This is a genomic window from Leclercia sp. W17, assembly GCF_003336325.1.
Lineage (GTDB): Bacteria > Pseudomonadota > Gammaproteobacteria > Enterobacterales > Enterobacteriaceae > Enterobacter.
Window position 1 is genome coordinate 1,952,603 of sequence record NZ_CP031101.1, and the last position, 19,102, is coordinate 1,971,704.

Below are 19,102 nucleotides of genomic sequence, written 5' to 3' on the forward strand. Positions count from 1 at the left end.
TTGGGCAGCGCGACCGCTGCCATCAATCACCTGAAAACCTTAGTCGAATATTTGTCACTTCGCGTGTCGGAGGTAACACTTTGCACAAAACCAGACTATTTACCGTTGCGTATTCAGGAGGCGGAATTCACGCGAAAAATATATAAGCGGTGCGATCTATTTATCGCGTAAATAACCATTAAACACGCGGATCACATAAAGCGAAAATCATAACTTCTTAGCGAGAAAACATAATAGATTGCTTTGGAAGGGATATGGAAATTATGTCGGCAGCAACATCAAACTGACTGAAAAATACAGGGAGAGACCTGAAATGTCGGCAACGGAAAAATTAACGGTAAAAGAGAAAATAGGCTACAGCCTCGGCGATGCGGCCAGCCATATCGTCTTTGACTCCTCCGTGGCGATCCTCGCCTATTTCTATACGGATATCTACGGGCTGCCGCCCGCAGTGATGGGGACAATGTTTTTACTGGTCAGGCTGCTGGATGCCATCACCGACCCGATAATGGGGGCGATTGCAGATGCTACCTCCTCACGCTGGGGACGCTTTCGTCCGTGGCTGCTGGCGATCTGCGGCCCGTTCGCGGTCAGCTGCGTACTGGTCTATACCATCCCGTCCTTTTCTGACAGCGGTAAAGTGGTCTATGCCGTGGCGGCCTATATCTTTATGACCCTGATGTATACCGCCATCAATATTCCTTACTGCTCGCTGGGCGCGGCACTTACTTCCGATCCGCGGGAAAACCTCTCTTTGCAATCCTGGCGTTTTGCCATCACCCCCTTGGGCGGCGCGCTGGGCACCGCCTGCATTCTGCCGCTGGCGGATTATCTCTATCCTCAGGATCGCGCGAGCGGCATTCAGATGGCGATGGCCATTTTCGGGGTGATTGGCTGCCTGATGTTTATCATCTGTTTCGCCACCACCAAAGAGCGCGTCCAGCCCATCAAAGAAGAAAATCTGAATGTCGTCCGTGACGTCAAAATTCTGTTTCGCAATGAGCAGTGGCGCATTCTGTCCATTTACAACTTCATGATGCTGGTGGCGGTGGTGATCCGCGGCGGCGCGGTGGTCTATTACGTCAATACCGTGCTGCGTCAGGGCTCCACTATTATCTCGCTGTTTATGCTGGGCGGGATGATCGCCTCAATGCTGGGCTCGGCGCTGGCGCAGCCGCTGGGTTCCCGGTTCTGCAAAATCAAACTCTCATTCTGGATAAACCTGCTCAACGCCGGGCTGGGCATCGTCTGCTTCTGGTTGCCGGTGCAATACTGGCTGATTCCGCTGGTGGCCCATTTTCTTATCCAGACGGTGCAGGGCGGAAACGGCGCGCTGCAGTGGTCCATGATCACCGACGCCAATAATTACGGCGAGTGGAAAACCCAGCGGCGAATTACCGGCATGAATGTCGCGGCCAATATTTTTGTCATTAAATTAGGCGTGGCTGTCGGCGGCGCTATTCTGGGCTGGGTTCTGGCCGGGTTTGAATATCAAGCCAGCGCAGCGGTGCAATCCCCTCAGGCGGTGCAGGGGGTTGTCTGGTTATTTACCCTTATCCCCTCGCTCTTTTATCTGTTGACCGCGCTGGCAATTAAATTCTACCGCCTCGATGAACAGGTAATGAATACCGTGGTGACTGATCTAAATAACGGAAAATTTGCAAAACCCTAACGTAACAGTGGAATCAACAATAAACTCACAGGATGGAATCTATGCGTATTCATTATATTGCGCTGCTGGTCGGCGCCTGTATTCCGGCGACCACGCTGGCGGCCACCCAAACGAACAGCATGGAGGAGAAAATTGCCCGGCTGGAAGCCAGTCTGGCAAAAGCCGAAGCCCAGATTGCGCGCTTAGAGCAGGCGCAACAGGCTCCGGCGGTAAATGTGGTCTCAGCTGAACCCCAGACGTCGCCAGCGCCGAAGTTAACCCTGTCAGGCTATGGCGATCTGCGCTTCTATGGCGATGTGGAGTTTAATATGGACGCCGCCAGCCGCAGCGGCAGCCTGACATCCATGCGCACCAGCGCCAATAAGGACTGGGCGCCGTCAAATAACGAGCGCTGGGATATCAATGGCCGTCTCCTGCTGGGGTTTGACGGCTATCGGCGAATGGACAACGGCCAGTTTGCCGGTTTCTCGGTGCAGCCGCTGGCGGATCTTACCGGCAAGATGAATCTGGATGACGCGGTCTTCTTCTTCGGCCAGGAGAACGACTGGAAAATCAAAGTCGGGCGCTTCGAAGCCTACGACATGTTTCCTCTTAACCAGGACACCTTTATCGAGTACTCCGGCAACACGGCGAACGATCTCTACAGTGACGGTTATGGCTACATCTACATGATGAAAGAGGGGCGCGGGCGCAGCGACAGCGGCGGTAACTTCCTGCTGAGTAAAAACCTCGGTAATTGGTATTTTGAGGTCAACACCCTGCTGGAAAACGGCAGCTCGCTCTTTGTCGATAAGCAGTACCATGGCATGGATCTGGATAACGATAAAAACGTGGCCTATGTGCGCCCGGTTATCGCCTGGTCAGAGGGGCGCTTCACCACGGCGCTGGCCATGGAGAGCAACCTGGTGAACAACGCTTACGGTTATCGGGATGCAGAAGGCCACTGGATCGATCAGTCCGATCGCACCGGCTATGGCCTGACGATGAACTGGAACGGGCAAAAAACCGACCCGGATAACGGCGTAGTGGTCAACCTCAACACCGCCTACATGGACGCCAGCGACGAAACTGATTTCACCGCCGGGGTGAATGGTCTGTGGAAGAACATTGAGCTGGGCTATATCTACGCCCATAACGAGATTGACAGATTTAACGCTGCCGGGCTGAATGATGACTGCGACGGCGACTGCTGGATCACCCATCCGGGCGATTACGACATCCACACGCTTCACGCGTCGTATCTGTTCCCTAACGTAATGAAAATGAAAAATTTCAACGTTTATCTCGGGGCTTATGCGTCGTGGATAGATGCCCAGCCGAAAGAGGGTAACAGCGACACCGACGCCCGCTACGGTGGCCGCCTCCGCTTTAAATACTACTTCTGATCGAATGCCAGCCAGACCTCCGGCACGGTCTGGCTGGCTTGCCACATCTGCACTACCTTCATAACGGGTTATAATGAAAGGGAGTGCCAATGAAATCATTACCTCAGATCCTGCCAGCCATTGTGCTGCTTGTCGGCTGCGGGGCGAATAACACCCCGCCTCAGGCACCTGTTCCCGGTAAAAGTACCTCCGCCACCCTGAGCACCCTGGAGACGGGCGCCCAGGTGATCCAGTCCCGTCCGCCGATAGATGCCATCAGCGCCTATCTTGACGGTTTTCATTTTTACAGTGGAGATAAAAACGGGCAGATGGAGGCGCATCACTACGTGACTGTACTCAATGAAGAGGTCATGCAGGCGGTCATTTATGACGGCAATACAAAGGATGCCCGGCTGATGGGGGTGGAGTACATCATCAGCGAACGCCTGTTTAACAGCCTGCCGCCGGAGGAGAAAAAGCTCTGGCACAGCCACCAGTATGAAGTGAAATCGGGCAGCCTGGTGGCGCCCGGCTTGCCTGCGGTCGCTGACAAAGCGCTGATGAATAAAATCGTCAACACCTACGGCAAAACCTGGCATACCTGGCATACGGACAGGGACAAGACCCTGCCGCTCGGCATACCTGCGCTGATGATGGGCTTTACCGGCGAGGGACAGCTCGATCCCCGGCTGCTGGCGGATCGCGATCGTCGTCTGGGGATCGATACGCAGCAGATCAAAGCCCAGCGTACCGACATTGTGGCCCATCCGGTAGCGGAAGGGGCAAATGCCTGGCAGCGCGGCGAGGTCATTCAGCTTAAACGTGTGCAGGGTAGCGGTGAACACGGGCATGGGGACACCACCCATTTCGGCACGTCCGAGCAGAGTCAGCAGAAACACACACCCTGATGAGGAGACGATATGAAGATTCATCATCTTAACTGTGGTTGTATGTGCCCGCTGGGCGGCGCGTTGTTCGACGGTTTCAGCAAGGGGTTACATGCGCACCTGGTCTGCCACTGCCTGCTTATCGAAACCGACCGCGACGGGCTGGTGCTGGTGGATACCGGTTTTGGGCAAGGGGATGTACGTGAACCCTCCAGGCTGTCGGGCTTTTTCCGGGCGCTGAACAATATCCAGCGTCGGGAGTCGCTTACGGCGCGCGCTCGCGTCGAGGCGCTGGGCTTTAGCGCGGCGGATGTCCGCCATATCGTGCTTACACACCTGGATTTCGACCACGCGGGTGGGCTGAGCGATTTCCCTCACGCACGCATCCATTTGATGCAGCAGGAGATCGACACGGCGCAACGGCGCCATAGCTGGCTGCAACGGGAGCGTTATCGTCCCGGGCAGTGGAGCGGCACCTCTGGCTGGCAGGGCTATCAGGTGCAGGGCGAGCGCTGGTTTGGCTTCGACGCGGTGACGGCGCTGAACGGATTGCCGCCGGAAATTTTGCTGGTGCCGCTGGCCGGGCACACGCCGGGGCATGCAGGGATCGCCATCAGCCAGCCGTCGGGGTGGTTGCTGCACGGTGGCGACGCCTGGTTCTATCGGGATGAGATGCGCCAGCCGCAGCGTCATTGCACACCGGGGCTGCGGTTTTACCAGTGGATGATGGCGATGGATAACGGTACCCGGCGACACAACCAACAGCGGCTACGGGAGCTCTCCTGCGCGCACTCGCACGACATCACTTTTTTCTGTAGCCATGACGCACGGGAACTGGAGAGCCTGGCGACAGAGTCAAAACAGCTCTAATTACCACAACTTAGGCGTGGCCTGCTTTGGGAGAAGATCGTTTAAAAATTATACTGGATATTTGAACAGGTATTTGTATACTATTAGAGCAAATTACCCGAGTAATGTATGAGTGAGGGGTGAAACCTATGGTAATTCCTGTTGAAACTTTCCAGTCCAGTGGCCAGCTTGCCACCATCAGCAGCCGCGAAATCGCGAAGCTGACCGGTATTGCTCATACCGAGGTGAAGCGCATGGTAAAAAGCCTGGAAACGGCGCAGCGTCTTTCGCAGCCGGTAACGGCCAGCCTGTATGAGCGCGAAGGTGAAATGCGGCAGGAGTTTTTGCTGAACAAACGGGACTCCCTGCTGACGGTTTCACGTATCTCCCCGGGCTTTACTGCCGCCATGCTCGATCGCTGGCAGGAGCAGGAGAGAAACGTCAATATCCCGGACTTCACCAACCCGGCGGCGGCGGCGCGCGCCTGGGCCGAGCAGTATGAAAAACGCCAGCGTGCTGAGGAGCAGCTAGCCCTCTGGGCACCAAAGGCGGCGTTCTTTGATCAGTTTGTTCAGGTCAAGGAGTCGCTGGGCTTCCGTCAGCTCTGTAAGATCCTCAAAGCGAAAGAGCCCCAGTTCCGGGAGTTCCTGCTTGAGCGGAATATCATGCAGCGCGTCGGCGGGAACCTGGTTCCGCCGCAGCACCACATCGATGCGGGCTATTTTACTCTGCACAGCGGGGTGGGCGAAAACGAGCGCACCTGGTCTCAGGCACGCTTTACTGCCCGCGGCGTGAAATGGGTGGCTGACCTGTGGGCTAAACACCTGTCAACGCTGGCAATTGAAATGCCTCGCACGGAGCGCACAGAAGGTGCACCTGTCCAGCAGAGCTGGCTTTAATCTCTCCTGTAAAGCGAACCGGTCAGATCTCCTCTGGGGTCTGACTGGCTTCACGCAATGCCCCGAGACTGGCCGACAACACGCTTAAACGCCTGGCTGCATGCTGCCAGCGAACTGTAGCCGAGACGCAACGCCACGGTTTCAATCGCCTGTTTTTCCTGCCCGATATACTGGATCGCCAGCCGCATCCGCAGTTCGCTCAGAGAGTTTGCCGGCGTGCTGGCTCTGCTGTGGGGTTTTGCCTTTGGTTTGGTGCCAGTGGCCGCGGAGGCATAATCGAAAAACAAAATGGCTAGCCGCAGAGGGTATCTGGGTTAGCCAGATTAATGTTAATGGACACCTGTTTTAAGATAGCCGTGCCGCTTCAGCACTTTCGTATAATAGTGGACAAAATGAGGCTGGCTTAATTCAGCAGGAGAACGGGATTAGTCTTTGGCTGTAATTAACTCGTTAAGATGCTCAATCAGATTCCTATACTCCTCAGGTTGATCTGTAAAGAGATTCGCATATTCAGATATCGTATCGGGTGAAGCAAACAGAAAAGTATGCGCGTTCTGTAATTGCTCAAACGTAGAGGTAGCCGACGTGTGGCAAGGTGCCTGAATGATGGCGCGGTGAGATTTTGGGGATGCATAGAACAGACGAATCGTTATGCTCGGTACCCCGTAGAGCTCTTCACAGATGAAAAGAAGGTGACCCACATTAGCCTCTTCATCGCGTTCAGTTGCCTGTAATTCGCCATGGATCGTACTTAACACCCCTTTGGCTATCGCCATTGCGCTGTCAGTACTCAGGCCTGGGATGAGCTGTTGAATGATTTGGATATTAACGGCGACGTCACTCTTTTTAATCAGCAGCATGCTGCTGGTTTTCTCCACTTCAATAAAAAAACCAGACTTGTCCACCAGTGACAACCAGGCCTCATAGTCAAAAAGTGATTTACCCGCCTGATCCATTGCGCTGGTCATCGCTGCGAACAACATCGCCACGCTAGCAAATAATTTTTTGGTTCGTATGGTCAATTCAGGAGATGTCGAGACATAGAACATGTTTCCTGTTTGATTCATCCAGAACAGCGCATCTTTTTCAGTATCATCCGCCTTGTCTAACGCCATCAGGCCCTGATGTTTTTCTTCCAACTCAGGCGAGATAAATTTATATTGCTCTAAGAACATTCTCCCCGCATCAACCATTGTATTCAGAACCGATTCCTTAATCAGTTCAGCGCTCATAAACTAACCCTCTTAATAAAATCTACAAAAATAACAATACGCGCGAATAACGTTCACTTTTGCAGTGAATTATATTTTTTTAAGCAAATTCTTATGGTGCTAAATATGCACTTAATTAAAGAAAGAAAACGTGATGAATATCATTATTCTGGCTTTTATATAATTAAAAGTGATCAATAATCCGTTTTTAATAGTTTTTATCAATAATAAAGTGGCAATGTATCACTCAGAATGATCTTTTTCAGGCAGGGCTTATGCGAGGCAGGGCGAGGATATCGACAAAAAAGCCCGGCACAGGGCTGCTGCGCCGGGCTGGTAAGGGGAAGAACTATCGCTGTGGTTCAGCCTGTTTCATTGGAATCAATGCAATCACCACCGCACCCAGCACCAGGAAACCGGCCACCATAAAGATCCCGGCGTTGAAATTACCGGTGACATCCTTCATCCAGCCCATCAGCAGCGGCCCCAGCGCGGCGCCGGTCATCCCGGTGGCGTTGATCACCGCAATACCCAACGCACGGGCACGCAGGGAGATGGAACGATCCGGGGTGGTCCAGAAGATCACCATGGCGGCAAAGGCACCGGCCGAGGCCATCACGATACCGGTGAACTGCAGCACCGGATCGGTGCTGGTGGCGGTGAGGATCCAGCCTGCAGCGGCAAACAGGTACGGCAGCAGGGTGTGGACTTTACGCTCGTTGCGCTTGTCGGAACGTTTACTCCACCAGACCATTGCCACAATGGTACAGACCTGCGGAATGGCGCTCAGGATACCGATGGTTACGTTACTGCTCTCCTCGCTGATGCTGCGCAGGATCAGCGGCGTCCAGACGCTCAGGGCGCTCAGGGTGTTGGTCAGGCAGAAATAGGCTAGGGTGTAGAGCATGATGGTGGGCGTGAACAGCTCGCGCACCAGGCTACGCTGCTGTGGCGCCAGCGCGGCCTGCTCCCGCAGCTGGTTACTCTGGGCGTTGAGACGATCCGCTTCCAGCATCTCCTTCAGGCAGGCCTTGTCATCCTGGGTCAGCCAGCGCGCTTTATCCGGACTGTCATCCAGCCAGAACCAAACCACAAAGCCCAGAATGACCGACGGGAAGCCTTCCAGCAGGAACAGCCACTGCCAGCCCTTCAGGTTCATCACCCCATCGAGGTTCAGAATATACCCGGATGCCAGCGAACCCAGCGCCATGGTCACCGGCATGGCAATCATAAACAGCGCATTGGCGCGAGCGCGGTAGTGCGCCGGGAACCAGAACGTTAAATACAATAACAGCCCTGGCAGGAAGCCCGCTTCGGCAATTCCCACCAGCATTCGCAGCACGTACAGGCTGTTAGGGCCGGTAGCGAACATCGTGGCGGTGGAGGCGATCCCCCACACCACCATCAGAATCGCGATCCAGCGACGGGCACCCACGATGCTCAGCATCACGTTGCTGGGAATCCCACAGATGACATACATCACGTAAAACAGCGTGGTCGCCAGTCCGAACATGGTGCTGGTGAGGCCCAGATCTTTGCCCATCGTCAGGCCGGCAAAGCCGATGTTGATGCGATCCAGATACGAAAAGACGAACAAAATGAACAAAAAAGTGATCAATCGCCGGAATAGTTTCTTGATCACCCGCTGTTGACGCGGATCGAGCGTGTCGTCAGCAGACGCAGGCGGAGCCAGCACGCTAGCACGTGTTTGCTCCATCGATGGGCTGTCGTTCATGAAATGCTCCACATAACGGTTAGAGGTAATGTAATCCCCGTTTTAGTCGGGGGTGTTTTTATAATTAATTGATAAGCAGGTAAATTTTTAAAAAAAAGCCGATAGCTAGCGGGCAAGAGGATTACCCGGTGCACGCGATGCAAACACGTGCGCTAACGTATAGGAAACCGCAGGCATGGACGTCAATGTTCTGTTTAAAAAATGATACGTAATTGTTAATCTCGTAGCGTTTTCGAATCATAATGCGATGTCGATCGGCTTTTGCGGCGCAGCGAATTGTTAACAGCAGGAGGCAGGGTGCGATCGGGCTATAGCGGGGGATAAATAGCGGGTATAATTGCGGTCAATGCATTACTTCTGGAACGTCATTTCATGAGTCATACGAACACATCGTCAGACAGCGGCCCCACTTTTCACCGCGAAGAGTTCCCGTTCTACTGGATAGTTAACGTCTACGCGCGTTATACGCAAGTGATGGAAATCACACTGAAAAAGGTGCAGCTTGATGTGTCCCGCTTTCGGGTGCTGATGATTACCGAGCAGTACGGTAAGGCCAGCATTTCGCAGATCGCCGAATACGCCATGGCCAAAATGCCCACCGTCACCAAAATCGTTGGCCGCCTGCGGGACGATGGCCTGGTGACCACCGCCAGCAGCGTGCAGGATGCCAGGGTGACCGAAGTGATGCTCACCGATGCCGGACGCGAAAAAGTAGCCGAGGCACACCGTCTTACCAGCAAGGTTTTCGAGAAGGGTTTTAAGGGTATGACCGCGGCCCAGCGGGAAAAAATGAACCTCTCGCTGTCGAAAGTACTCGACAACCTCAACGAGCTTTGAATAGTTCCCGCAGAGAATTACGGATTTGTGACAGCCTTAAAAATTCAAGATAAGTCACTGTAAAGTATAACATTATAAAAGAGCCGTTCTGATGACCAGAGCGGCTCTTTTTTCATTTCTGCGCCACGTTTATTGTTATTTATCATCATCCTAAGCCTCTCTCGATGAATTGTTATAAAAATGTATCAGTGTTATTTTTTCGTAAAAATAACGTGAAATATTACTTGAATATTCATCTAAATCTTCCATGATTGACCAGAACAAACGTGGGTCGAACCGCAGCGAAGAGTGCGTCACCCAAATATGATTCGTTTTTTATGGTTAAGGTGCAAATTATGCAGCCTGTTACTGAGAGCAATGGTTTTGTCACCCGATGTACCCTCGGCGAAGGCGATCTCCGCTTCGCGGTAAAAGACACCCTCGACATCGCAGGCTTTCCCACCCGTGCAGGCTGCCCGGCGCTGGCCGCAAACCCGGCGGTGGAACAGCATGCCGACGTGGTCGCAACCCTTCTCGGGCAGAAGTGCATCCTGACCGGTAAAACCACCCTGCACGAGCTGGCGTTTGGCGTCACCGGGATCAACCCCTGGGGCGGCACGCCGGTTAACCCGCTGTTTCCTGACCTGATCCCCGGCGGCTCCTCCAGCGGCTCTGCCGCAGTGGTGGCTGCTGGTGAGGTGGATTTTGCGCTCGGCACCGATACCGGTGGATCGGTGCGTATGCCCGCCGCCTGCTGCGGCATCCTCGGCTTAAAACCCACTTACGGTGCCTTGAGCCGGGCAGGGGTGATGCCCGCGCAAAGCTCCCTGGACTGCGTGGGGATCTTCGCCCGCGAGCCGGACGTTCTGCGTAACGTGCTGACCCGTCTGGCGCTGCCGGTTGATGCGCCGCTGCACAGAATGCCCGCCATCGGCTTTATCCCGTCGGCGCTCATCAGCATCGACTCCCTGCTGTTGAACTTCCTCGCCCAGGCTGACCTGCAACCGCGTCAGGCTGAATTGCCGCTGCTGGGGGATGCCCATCGCGCCGGGTTGACCCTCATCAGCCATGAAAACTGGCAGGCTTTTAAAACGCTACTGAGTGACGACAGGGTCTCTGCCGACGTCGCCACCCGCATCCGTGCCGGAGCCGGGATCGATGCCCGTGCTCTTGAGGCCGCAGAAGCGATCCGCCGCACATTTACCGCCCAGGTGGATGACCAGCTGGCGAAAACCCCGCTGCTGGCGCTGGCAACCCTGCCGGAGCTGCCGCCCACGCTGGAAGAGGCACAAGATCCGCTCAGCGTGGTGAACCTCACCCGACTGGTGCGCCCGTTCAACCTCAGCGGCCACCCGGCGCTGACCCTGCCCGCGGGCACGCTTGATGGGCGTCCGGTGGCGCTGCAACTCGTTGCCGCCAAAGGGCACGAGGGGCTGCTGGTGCAGGCGGCAGAATGGCTCTCTGAGCGACGACGCCGCTAACCATCCCGCTTTACCGACAGTTTCAACACTAACTCAGTGAGTACCACTCATTGCGGCAGCACTCGTCTCTCTGCGGGCCGCACACTCTTTTGGGAGGAAGCTATGTCTGCCGTTCATGTTCGTGAGGAGCTCGTTCCACTGCTGAATGAAGTCGCCACCCGCAGCGCCGATTTTGAGCAACAGCGTCATATCTCAGACGACATCATCGCCCGCTTTAAGCAGGTGGGCGTCTACCGTGCGTTAGTCCCCAAAATCTACGGCGGCGAGGAGTGCTCCCCGGCACAGTTCTGTGAGCTGATCGAGCAGATTGCCACCGCCGATGGCTCCGCAGGCTGGGTCGCCAGCTTCGGCATGAGCCCGTTCTATCTTGGGGCGCTGCCGCCGGACACCTTAAAAGAACTCTACCGTGACGGCCCGGACGTGGTCTTCGCCGGCGGCATCTTCCCGCCGCAAAAAGCGGTGCTGGCGGATGGCGGTTACCGCGTCTCGGGCCGTTGGGGCTTTGCCAGCGGCAGCATGGGCGCCTCGGTCTTTGGCGTCGGCATCCTGCCGGAGAGCGGCGAAGCGCTGCCGCGCATGGCGGTGCTGCCCCGCGACAGCGTGCAGATCGATCCGGTCTGGAACACCGTCGGCCTGGCCGGAACCGGCAGCCACGATCTGGTGGTCAACGATGCCTTTGTGCCGCAGGAGTGGACCTTTGTGCGCGGCGGCGCGCTTAACCTGGAGGGGGCGCTCTATCGCTATCCGGTGCTCTCCCTTGCCACCCAGGTGCTCTCGGTGGTGGCGCTCGGCGTCGCCCGCGCCGCCCTGAATGAAATCTATGCCATTGCCCATCGCCAGCAGTCGGTGACCGGCGCGCCGCGCCTGGCCGACCGTCCGCAGGCGCAGATGCAGATAGCCCGCTGCGAAGCGGAACTGCGCTCCGCCCGGGCCTGGTTCTATGAGGCCATCGACGAGGTGTGGCAGTGCATCCTTGCCGGGGATGATCCTGCCTGCGCGCAGATCAACGCCCTGCGGCTCTCCTCCACCCACGCCACCCGCGTGGCCGCTGAAGTTACCCGCCAGGCGCTGGCGCTGAACGGCATGGGCGGCATCACCCTGAAAAGTCCGCTGCAACGCTATGTCCGCGACACCCTGGTGATCACCCAGCACGCCTTTATGGGCGACCTCTCTTATCTCAACGCCGGTACGGTCTATTTCGGTGGCCAGCCTCTGCCGGGTTATTTGTAATTTTCACCAAAGGAGCAACAGATGAGCCAGACAACAACCTTACGCGTGCTGTTTTGCATCGGCGTGAACCAGAACTTTTTTGATGCCACCCCGGCAGAAGCCAAACAGGTGTGGGGCGCGTTCGGCGTGATGATGAAAGGTATCGACGAAACCCAGGGCATCCGCGTCATCGGCAATATGGACGATGACCGCCTGATGGTCGGGCCGTCCACCACCTCGCCCTGGACCACCTACGTGCTGGCCGATGCCGACAGCCTCGACAGCGTGGTGGCTGCCTGCAACCTGTTCCGTACCACCCCGGTGGGCGACGGCGAGTACAAGCTGTGGAAGTACTGCAAGATCGAAGCCCGCGTCGGTCGCGAACTGATCATTCAGTAACGGAGCACACCATGAGCCCACAGGATGCGCTGCGTTTAAAGCAGCTTGAGGATCAGCAGGCCGCCCGGGTCTGTATCAGCACCTACATGCGGCTGTGCGATCGCCTCGACAGCATGGAGACGGTACAGGCCATCGGCGCGCTGTTCAGCGCAGACGCCTGCTGGGAAGGGCTGGGTGAACCCTACGCCACCCGGCTGGGCAGGCATCAGGGGCGCGAGGCGATTGAAGCGATGATGGCGGGCTACGTCCGCACGCCCGCGCACTTCGCCCTGAATGGCCACTTTTTATGTTCCGAGGCGCTCTGGCAAGATGCCGACGGCGAGCTGCATGGCCGCTGGCAGATGCTGCAAACCTCCACCTTTACCGCCGGTGGCGCGCACCTGAATGCTGCCGAGCTGCAGATTATTTTCCGTCGCGAAGCCGGGGAGATGACCATGCACCATTTTACCACCCGCAACCTGTTCAGCAGGCCGGTAAGCCACTGGCATGCGGCGGATGCGCTACCGGTACCTGACAACAATTAGAACCTCGACGACGAGCAGGAGACAGATTATGCAGTGTGACCAGATCATCAACGTTAAGAATATCGATACCACGACGCCGACGGCCCCGAGCCGGGAAGCGATTGCGGCTCTGGTGAAGGCGGACCGCGTTCACACCTCGCTCTACACCTCTGACGAGCTGTTCCAGCTGGAGCTGGAGCGTATTTTCAGCAAAACCTGGGTCTGGGTGGCACATGTCAGCGAGATCCCGGAGACCGGCAGCTTCAAAACCACCGAGATCGGCACTCAGCCGGTGATCGTGGTGCGTGACCGCAAGGGCGCCATCCACACCCTGCTGAACCGCTGCCGCCATCGCGCGGCCACCGTCTGCGAACACCGCAGCGGCAAAACCAACAGCTTCGTCTGCCCCTACCACGGCTGGGGCTACGCCCTGGACGGCAGCCTGCGCGGCGTGCCGCACCCGGAAAGCTATGCCGACCAACTGGAGAAGAACGAACTGGGGCTGGTGTCGCTGCGTACCGAGCAGTATGCGGGCATGGTGTTTGCCACCTTTAACGAGCAGATCGAACCGCTGGAGGATTTCCTCGGCGCGGCGAAGAAGTGGATGGATCTCTTTATGAAGCAGGGGGCGGGCTACCCGATCAAAACCGGGCCTGCGCACCGCTTCCGTTTCCCGGGCAACTGGAAGATCCAGCTGGAGAACACCACCGACGGCTATCACTTCCCGGTGGTGCACCGCTCCTTCCTGAGTTCGGTCGATAAGCAGACCGAAGAGATGCTCAACTTCGTGGACGGCAGCGGCTATGTCGAAGATCTCGGCAACGGCCACAGCGTCATGGTGATGATCCCTGAACTGGTGGATCTGGAAGCCAACCTTGATGCGCCAATCCCGGAGCGCTTTGTCGAGCTGGCGGACGCACTGCGTAAAGAGCATGACGAAGAGCAGGTCAGGCGCATCGTGCGCGCGGTGGGCGGCTCCGGCTTCAACCTCAACCTGTTCCCGAACATCGCCTGTTCAATGGCCTTCTTCCGCGTCCTGCAACCCATCTCAGTGATGGAAACCGAAATTCATCACGCGGTGATCACCATGCACGGCGGACCGGAGATCGCGAACCAGGCGCGCCTGCGTCTGCACGAGCACTTCCAGGGGCCGATGGGCTTTGGCACGCCGGACGACTCCGAGGCCTGGGAGCGCGTCCAGCGCGGGGCCACCGCGGGGGATGAGCTGTGGATCATGCTCAACCGCGGCCTGGCCGGGGAGTATCGCACCGACGACGGCCTGCGCAGCGACGTCAGCGCCGAAACCGGGATGCGCGCGGCCTATCAGCAGTGGAAAAAATTGATGACGGAGAGCGAAAAATGATGACGCCAGATTCTGTGCTGTTTGCGGCGATGTCCGTAATCAACCTCGAAGGCGATCTGCTGGACCAGGGCGAGTTCAACGCCTGGCTGGATCTCTGGCAGCGCGACGGCCTGTACGTGGTGCCCATCGACCCGAACGAAACCGATTTTAAAAACACCCTTAATTACGCCTGCGACGATCACCACATGCGGGAGAAGAGGGTGAAGCGCCTCTACAGCGGGGAGTCCATCTCCACCACGCCGCGCGCCAGAACGCTGCGCACCCTGTCGCGCTTCCGCCTGCTGGAGTCCAGTGAGGATCTGATTGTGGTGCGCGGGGCGCAATCACTGTGGGAGCACCGCAAAGGCCACAGCCGCCACTACGCCGCGGACATCACCTGGCACCTGAAACCGCAGGAGGGCAGATTGCTGATTACCCGGAAGGTGATCCGCCTGGTCAACAGCGACGATGTGCTGCACAGCATCGGCTACATCCTCTGAGGACCCCCCCATGACGCAAACCGTATTAGTGACCGGCGCGGCCGCCGGTCTGGGCAACGTGATTGCCACTCACCTGCTGGCGCAGGGGTATCAGGTGGTGCTGACCGACGTTGATGTGGCCCGCGCCCGGGAAGCCGCGGATCGTCTCGATGACGGCCAGGGCAGGGTGCTGGCGCTGGGGCTGGATATCTGCCAGCCGCAGGATTTTGTGCAGGCACTGGACGCAACCATTGAACGCTTCGGCAGCCTGGAGGTGCTGGTCAACAACGCCGCCCTGACCCTCGCCACCCCGGTGATGGAAATTACGGTGGAGGAGTTTGACCGGGTGATCGCCACCAACCTGCGCGGCACCTTCGTCGGCTGCCAGACCCTGGGGCGGTACTTCGCAAGTACAGGCTACGGCCGCATCATCAACCTGGCCTCGTTAGCCGGGCAGAACGGCGGCACCGCCTCCGGCGCCCACTATGCGGCCTCGAAGGGCGGGATCCTGACCCTGACCAAAATCTTTGCCCGCGAGCTCGGCAAATCCGGCGTGACGGTAAACGCCATCGCCCCGGGCCCGCTGGATCTGCCGATGGTTCACGCCCTGGTGCCGGAAGAGAAGATGGCCGGGCTGTTGCAGATGATCCCGGTCGGCCAGTTAGGCGAAGCCGGGTTTGTCGCCCAGGCGGTGGCTTTGCTGGCATCAGAGCAGGCGTCGTTTGTCACCGGGGCGACCTGGGACATCAACGGCGGTCTGTTTATGCGTTAAGGAGTCAACATGCTGACATTACAGGTTATCAGACGGGAGTTGCAGGGCGATGTGCTCCTGCTGACGCTGGCCCATGCTGACGGTATCGACCTCCCGGTCTTCAACGCGGGGGCACATATCGATCTGCATCTGGCAGACGGCCTGGTGCGTCCGTACTCCCTCTGCGGCGACCCGCAGGATCGCCGCCACTACCAGCTCGGCATTCTGAAAGACAAAAAGTCTCAGGGGGGCTCTCTTGCCGCTCATGCGCTGAATGTTGGGGATTTCATCCAGGTCAGCGATCCGCGCAACCTCTTTGCGCTGGAGGAGACCGCCAGCCATTGCCTGCTGATTGGCGGCGGGATCGGTATCACTCCGATGCTGGCGATGGCCGCCGAACTGCATGCCAGCGGCCGCTCCTTCAGCCTGCACTACTGCGCCCGCACCCGGACCGGGGCGGCGTTTATTGCCCGGCTCGAGCAGGCGGCCTGGGCCGACCGCGTGCATCTGCACTTCAGCGATACGCAACGCCTGAATCTGAAGGCGGTGCTGAGCGACGTCCCGGCCAATACCCACGTCTACACCTGCGGCCCGACCCGCCTGATGGATGCGGTCACCGACGAGGCGAGCCGCCTCGGTTATCGCCCGGAGCAGGTGCATCAGGAGTGCTTCAGCGCCGAAGTTGTCACCGGTGGTGCGGCCTTTGAGGTGGTCGCCGCCGCAAGCGGCATTACCGTCCAGGTGCTGGAGAACCAGACCATCGTCGAGGCGCTGGCCCAGGCCGGGCTGAAGGTGTGCGTCTCCTGCAAACAGGGGATCTGCGGCAGCTGCCTGACCGACGTGCTTGAAGGGGAGCCGGACCATCGCGACAGCTACCTGACCGACGAAGAGAAAGCCGACGGCGACCAGATGTTGTTGTGCTGCTCCCGGGCGAAAAGCGCCCGTTTAGTCATCGATCTGTGAGGAAACCCTTATGACACTGCAAACCGAATTTCGTAACGCGATGGCACAGCTGGGGAGTGCGGTCTCGGTGATCACCACCGACGGCCCGGCGGGTAAATTTGGCTTTACCGCCTCTGCCGTGTGCAGCGTCACGGACTCGCCGCCGACGCTGCTGGTCTGTATGAACCGCAACTCCTATGCCAACGCGCACTTCAAGCAGAACGGGGCGCTGTGCGTCAACGTCCTCTCCAGCGACCACCAGGATCTCTCCGGGGTGTTCGCCAACGCCAGCCTGCGTTCCGAGCAGCGTTTTGCGTATGACTCCTGGCAGGTGATGGCCAGTGGCGCGCCGGTGCTCAGTTCGTCGGTCGCCAGCTTCGACTGCCTGATCGACACCTGTCATGAAGTGGGTAGCCACACCGTTTTCTACTGCCAGGTGCAGGCGATACGCATCAGCGAAGCGCCGCGCGGGCTGGTTTACTTTAACCGTCGCTACCATGCCATCGGGCATGATGTGGAAGCGTAAAACCAACTATAAGGGTAACGCTGATGAGCAATGTCGTGACTGAAAACCGCAACGCTGCGGCTGCTGTTCCACACGATGCCGGGCAAATGCGCAAGCTGGTGTTCGCCTCGGTACTGGGTAATGCCCTGGAATGGTATGACTTCTTCCTCTACGGCACCGCCGCGGCGCTGGTGTTTGGCCCGCTCTTCTTCCCGGTGGGCGGCGACCCGATGCAGGGCACGCTGTTGGCCTTCTCGGGCTTTGCGGTGGGCTTCCTCGCCCGTCCGCTGGGCGGGATCGTCTTTGGTCATCTCGGGGATCGCTACAGTCGTAAGATGACGCTGATCATGACCCTGACCCTGATGGGGGCCACCACCTTTGTCATCGGCCTACTGCCGACCTACGCGCAGATCGGCATCTGGGCGCCGCTCTCTCTGATCACGCTGCGCTTTTTACAAGGCGTGGCATCGGGCGGCGAGTGGGGCGGTGGGGTGCTGATGCTGAGCGAGAACGCCCCCGCGTCCCGTCGCGGCTACTTTACCGCCTGGAGCCAGATGGGGGTCTCCGGTGGGTTTGTCCTCTCTGCCTTCGCCTTTTACCTGGTGCAGAAGCTGCCGGAAGCGGAGCTGATGAGCTGGGGCTGGCGCGTGCCCTTTCTGCTGAGCATCGTCATCTTCCTGGTCGGGGTCTATATCCGCAAAAACATCCGCGAGAGCAAAGCCTTTACCCAGGCCAAACCGGAAGAAAAACACGAGAAGATCCCGCTGATGGTGCTGGTGCGCGAGCACCCGAAAGCGCTGATGCAGGCCATCGCCCTGCGCCTGCCGGAGAACGGCGCATCTTATATCTTCTTCACCTTCTCGGTGGTCTACGCCAAACACATCGGCATCGGCACCGGGGAGATCATCAGCGCCGTGACTCTGGCGATGCTGGTGGAGTTCTTCTCCATTCTCTTCTGGGGCGCGCTCTCGGATCGCATCGGCCTGAAGCCGGTCTACTACATCGGCGTCATCGGCCTGCTGGTGATGGCTTTTCCGTTCTTCTGGCTGCTCTCTACCGGCGACTACGGCTGGATCATGCTGGCGATGCTGCTCGGCCTGCCGTTCTGCCACGGGGCGATGATCGGCACCCAGCCCTGCATCATGAGCGACCTGTTCCCGGTGCGTGTGCGCTACTCCGGCCTGGCGCTGGGGCATGAGGTGGGCTCGATCTTCTCCGGCGGCCTAGGGCCGATGCTGGCGGTGGCGCTGCTGATGCATTTCGACGCCTCCTGGCCGATCTCCCTGCTGCTGATGGCCTATGCGCTGCTGGCGTGGATCGCTCTGCGCAGCCTGCCGTCCTCCCATAAAAATAACGAGGTAAGCGAATGATTGATAAACGGATTGCCGCCACCGACGGTGCCGTGGCGGACATTTTTGACGGCGCGGTGGTGATGGTGGGCGGATTTGGCGCCGCCGGACAGCCCGCCGAACTGCTCGATGCCCTGATCCGCCGTCAGCCGCGGGATCTGACCCTGATCAGCAACAACGCCGGCAACGGTGACTACGGTCTGGCGGCGTTGCTGAAAGCTGGCTGCGTGAAGAAGGTGATCTGCTCCTTCCCACGCCAGACCGACTCCTGGGTCTTTGACGATCTCTACCGCCGCGGCGAAGTCGAGCTGGAGCTGGTCCCGCAGGGCAATCTCGCGGCACGTATTCAGGCGGGCGGCTCCGGGCTGGGGGCGATCTTCACCCCCACCGGGTTTGGCACCGAGCTGGCGGCGGGCAAAGAGACCCGCCATATCGACGGCAAAGATTATGTCCTTGAGTACCCGTTAAAAGCCGATTTCGCCCTGATCAAAGCCCTGAAGGCCGACCGCTGGGGCAACCTGGTCTACGACAAAACCGGGCGTAATTTCGGACCGATCATGGCTGCCGCCGCCAGCTGCACCATTGCCCAGGTGAGCGAGATTGTCGCCCTCGGCGAGCTTGACGCGGAAGCGGTGGTGACGCCGGGGATTTTTGTCCAGCGCGTGGTGACGATCGCGCCGCAATGTCTGCCGCAGAGCGCATAAGGAGA

At 58.1% G+C, this 19,102-nt stretch carries 19 protein-coding genes and 1 pseudogene; 17 read left to right on the plus strand and 3 right to left on the minus strand.

Features of this window, described 5'->3' with window-relative positions:
* Nucleotides 1-313: 313 nt before the first annotated feature.
* The 5 genes from DVA44_RS09580 to DVA44_RS09600 all read left to right on the plus strand — a co-directional run bounded on the left by DVA44_RS09580 (nucleotide 314) and on the right by DVA44_RS09600 (nucleotide 5,671).
* Nucleotides 314-1,672, plus strand: coding sequence for a glycoside-pentoside-hexuronide (GPH):cation symporter (locus DVA44_RS09580; protein ID WP_114386455.1), 1,359 nt, complete (start codon nucleotides 314-316; stop codon nucleotides 1,670-1,672).
* 41 nt (nucleotides 1,673-1,713) lie between these two features.
* Nucleotides 1,714-3,057: a carbohydrate porin gene (locus DVA44_RS09585; protein ID WP_114386457.1), complete on the plus strand. Its 1,344-nt coding sequence runs from the start codon at nucleotides 1,714-1,716 to the stop codon at nucleotides 3,055-3,057.
* A gap of 89 nt (nucleotides 3,058-3,146) precedes the next feature.
* On the plus strand, nucleotides 3,147-3,944 hold the full coding sequence (locus tag DVA44_RS09590; RefSeq protein WP_114386459.1) for an OBAP family protein: 798 nt from the start codon (nucleotides 3,147-3,149) through the stop codon (nucleotides 3,942-3,944).
* Nucleotides 3,945-3,956: 12 nt separating this feature from the next.
* Nucleotides 3,957-4,793: an MBL fold metallo-hydrolase gene (locus DVA44_RS09595; protein WP_114386461.1), complete on the plus strand. Its 837-nt coding sequence runs from the start codon at nucleotides 3,957-3,959 to the stop codon at nucleotides 4,791-4,793.
* Between the two features lie 128 nt (nucleotides 4,794-4,921).
* Nucleotides 4,922-5,671, plus strand: a complete 750-nt coding sequence (locus DVA44_RS09600) for a phage antirepressor KilAC domain-containing protein (RefSeq protein WP_103822326.1) — start codon at nucleotides 4,922-4,924, stop codon at nucleotides 5,669-5,671.
* A gap of 50 nt (nucleotides 5,672-5,721) precedes the next feature.
* On the opposite strand, the pseudogene DVA44_RS09605 reads toward DVA44_RS09600, so the two are convergent.
* From DVA44_RS09605 to hpaX, 3 genes and pseudogenes are all read right to left on the minus strand, one after another.
* Nucleotides 5,722-5,958: pseudogene (locus tag DVA44_RS09605) on the minus strand (helix-turn-helix domain-containing protein); the annotation flags it as partial.
* 138 nt (nucleotides 5,959-6,096) lie between these two features.
* Nucleotides 6,097-6,903: a Zygote formation protein zyg1 gene (locus DVA44_RS09610; protein WP_114386463.1), complete on the minus strand. Its 807-nt coding sequence runs from the start codon at nucleotides 6,901-6,903 to the stop codon at nucleotides 6,097-6,099.
* A 328-nt stretch (nucleotides 6,904-7,231) separates the two neighbouring features.
* A complete protein-coding gene (gene hpaX, locus DVA44_RS09615; protein ID WP_103822324.1) occupies nucleotides 7,232-8,617 on the minus strand; it encodes a 4-hydroxyphenylacetate permease in 1,386 nt (461 codons plus the stop codon).
* A 372-nt stretch (nucleotides 8,618-8,989) separates the two neighbouring features.
* Here hpaX and DVA44_RS09620 point away from each other — a divergent pair, with 372 nt between their 5' ends.
* The 12 genes from DVA44_RS09620 (at nucleotide 8,990) to DVA44_RS09675 (ending at nucleotide 19,097) form a co-directional block, all read left to right on the plus strand.
* Nucleotides 8,990-9,454, plus strand: a complete 465-nt coding sequence (locus DVA44_RS09620) for a MarR family winged helix-turn-helix transcriptional regulator (RefSeq protein ID WP_103822323.1) — start codon at nucleotides 8,990-8,992, stop codon at nucleotides 9,452-9,454.
* 335 nt (nucleotides 9,455-9,789) lie between these two features.
* Nucleotides 9,790-10,914: an amidase gene (locus DVA44_RS09625; protein WP_114386465.1), complete on the plus strand. Its 1,125-nt coding sequence runs from the start codon at nucleotides 9,790-9,792 to the stop codon at nucleotides 10,912-10,914.
* A 102-nt stretch (nucleotides 10,915-11,016) separates the two neighbouring features.
* Nucleotides 11,017-12,144 (plus strand): acyl-CoA dehydrogenase family protein, encoded by a 1,128-nt coding sequence (locus tag DVA44_RS09630; RefSeq protein WP_114386467.1) that lies wholly within the window; start codon nucleotides 11,017-11,019, stop codon nucleotides 12,142-12,144.
* Between the two features lie 21 nt (nucleotides 12,145-12,165).
* On the plus strand, nucleotides 12,166-12,522 hold the full coding sequence (locus DVA44_RS09635; RefSeq protein WP_103822320.1) for an IacB protein: 357 nt from the start codon (nucleotides 12,166-12,168) through the stop codon (nucleotides 12,520-12,522).
* A gap of 11 nt (nucleotides 12,523-12,533) precedes the next feature.
* Nucleotides 12,534-13,046: a nuclear transport factor 2 family protein gene (locus DVA44_RS09640; protein WP_114386469.1), complete on the plus strand. Its 513-nt coding sequence runs from the start codon at nucleotides 12,534-12,536 to the stop codon at nucleotides 13,044-13,046.
* Between the two features lie 28 nt (nucleotides 13,047-13,074).
* A complete protein-coding gene (locus DVA44_RS09645) occupies nucleotides 13,075-14,388 on the plus strand; it encodes a Rieske 2Fe-2S domain-containing protein (RefSeq protein WP_114386471.1) in 1,314 nt (437 codons plus the stop codon).
* A complete protein-coding gene (locus DVA44_RS09650; RefSeq protein WP_114388396.1) occupies nucleotides 14,388-14,867 on the plus strand; it encodes an aromatic-ring-hydroxylating dioxygenase subunit beta in 480 nt (159 codons plus the stop codon). Before DVA44_RS09645 ends, DVA44_RS09650 begins: the two co-directional genes overlap by 1 nt.
* A 10-nt stretch (nucleotides 14,868-14,877) precedes the next feature.
* Entirely contained in the window at nucleotides 14,878-15,618 is a 741-nt protein-coding gene (locus DVA44_RS09655) for an SDR family NAD(P)-dependent oxidoreductase (RefSeq protein WP_114386473.1), read from the plus strand.
* 9 nt (nucleotides 15,619-15,627) lie between these two features.
* Nucleotides 15,628-16,560, plus strand: coding sequence for a PDR/VanB family oxidoreductase (locus tag DVA44_RS09660; RefSeq protein WP_114386475.1), 933 nt, complete (start codon nucleotides 15,628-15,630; stop codon nucleotides 16,558-16,560).
* 10 nt (nucleotides 16,561-16,570) lie between these two features.
* Nucleotides 16,571-17,065 (plus strand): flavin reductase, encoded by a 495-nt coding sequence (locus DVA44_RS09665; protein ID WP_114386477.1) that lies wholly within the window; start codon nucleotides 16,571-16,573, stop codon nucleotides 17,063-17,065.
* 86 nt (nucleotides 17,066-17,151) lie between these two features.
* Nucleotides 17,152-18,414 (plus strand): MFS transporter, encoded by a 1,263-nt coding sequence (locus tag DVA44_RS09670; RefSeq protein WP_168194511.1) that lies wholly within the window; start codon nucleotides 17,152-17,154, stop codon nucleotides 18,412-18,414.
* Nucleotides 18,411-19,097 carry a 3-oxoacid CoA-transferase subunit A gene (locus DVA44_RS09675; protein ID WP_114386479.1) on the plus strand — a complete coding sequence of 229 codons (687 nt, stop codon included), beginning with the start codon at nucleotides 18,411-18,413 and terminating at the stop codon, nucleotides 19,095-19,097. The genes DVA44_RS09670 and DVA44_RS09675 overlap by 4 nt, the downstream gene beginning before the upstream one ends.
* Nucleotides 19,098-19,102: the final 5 nt, after the last annotated feature.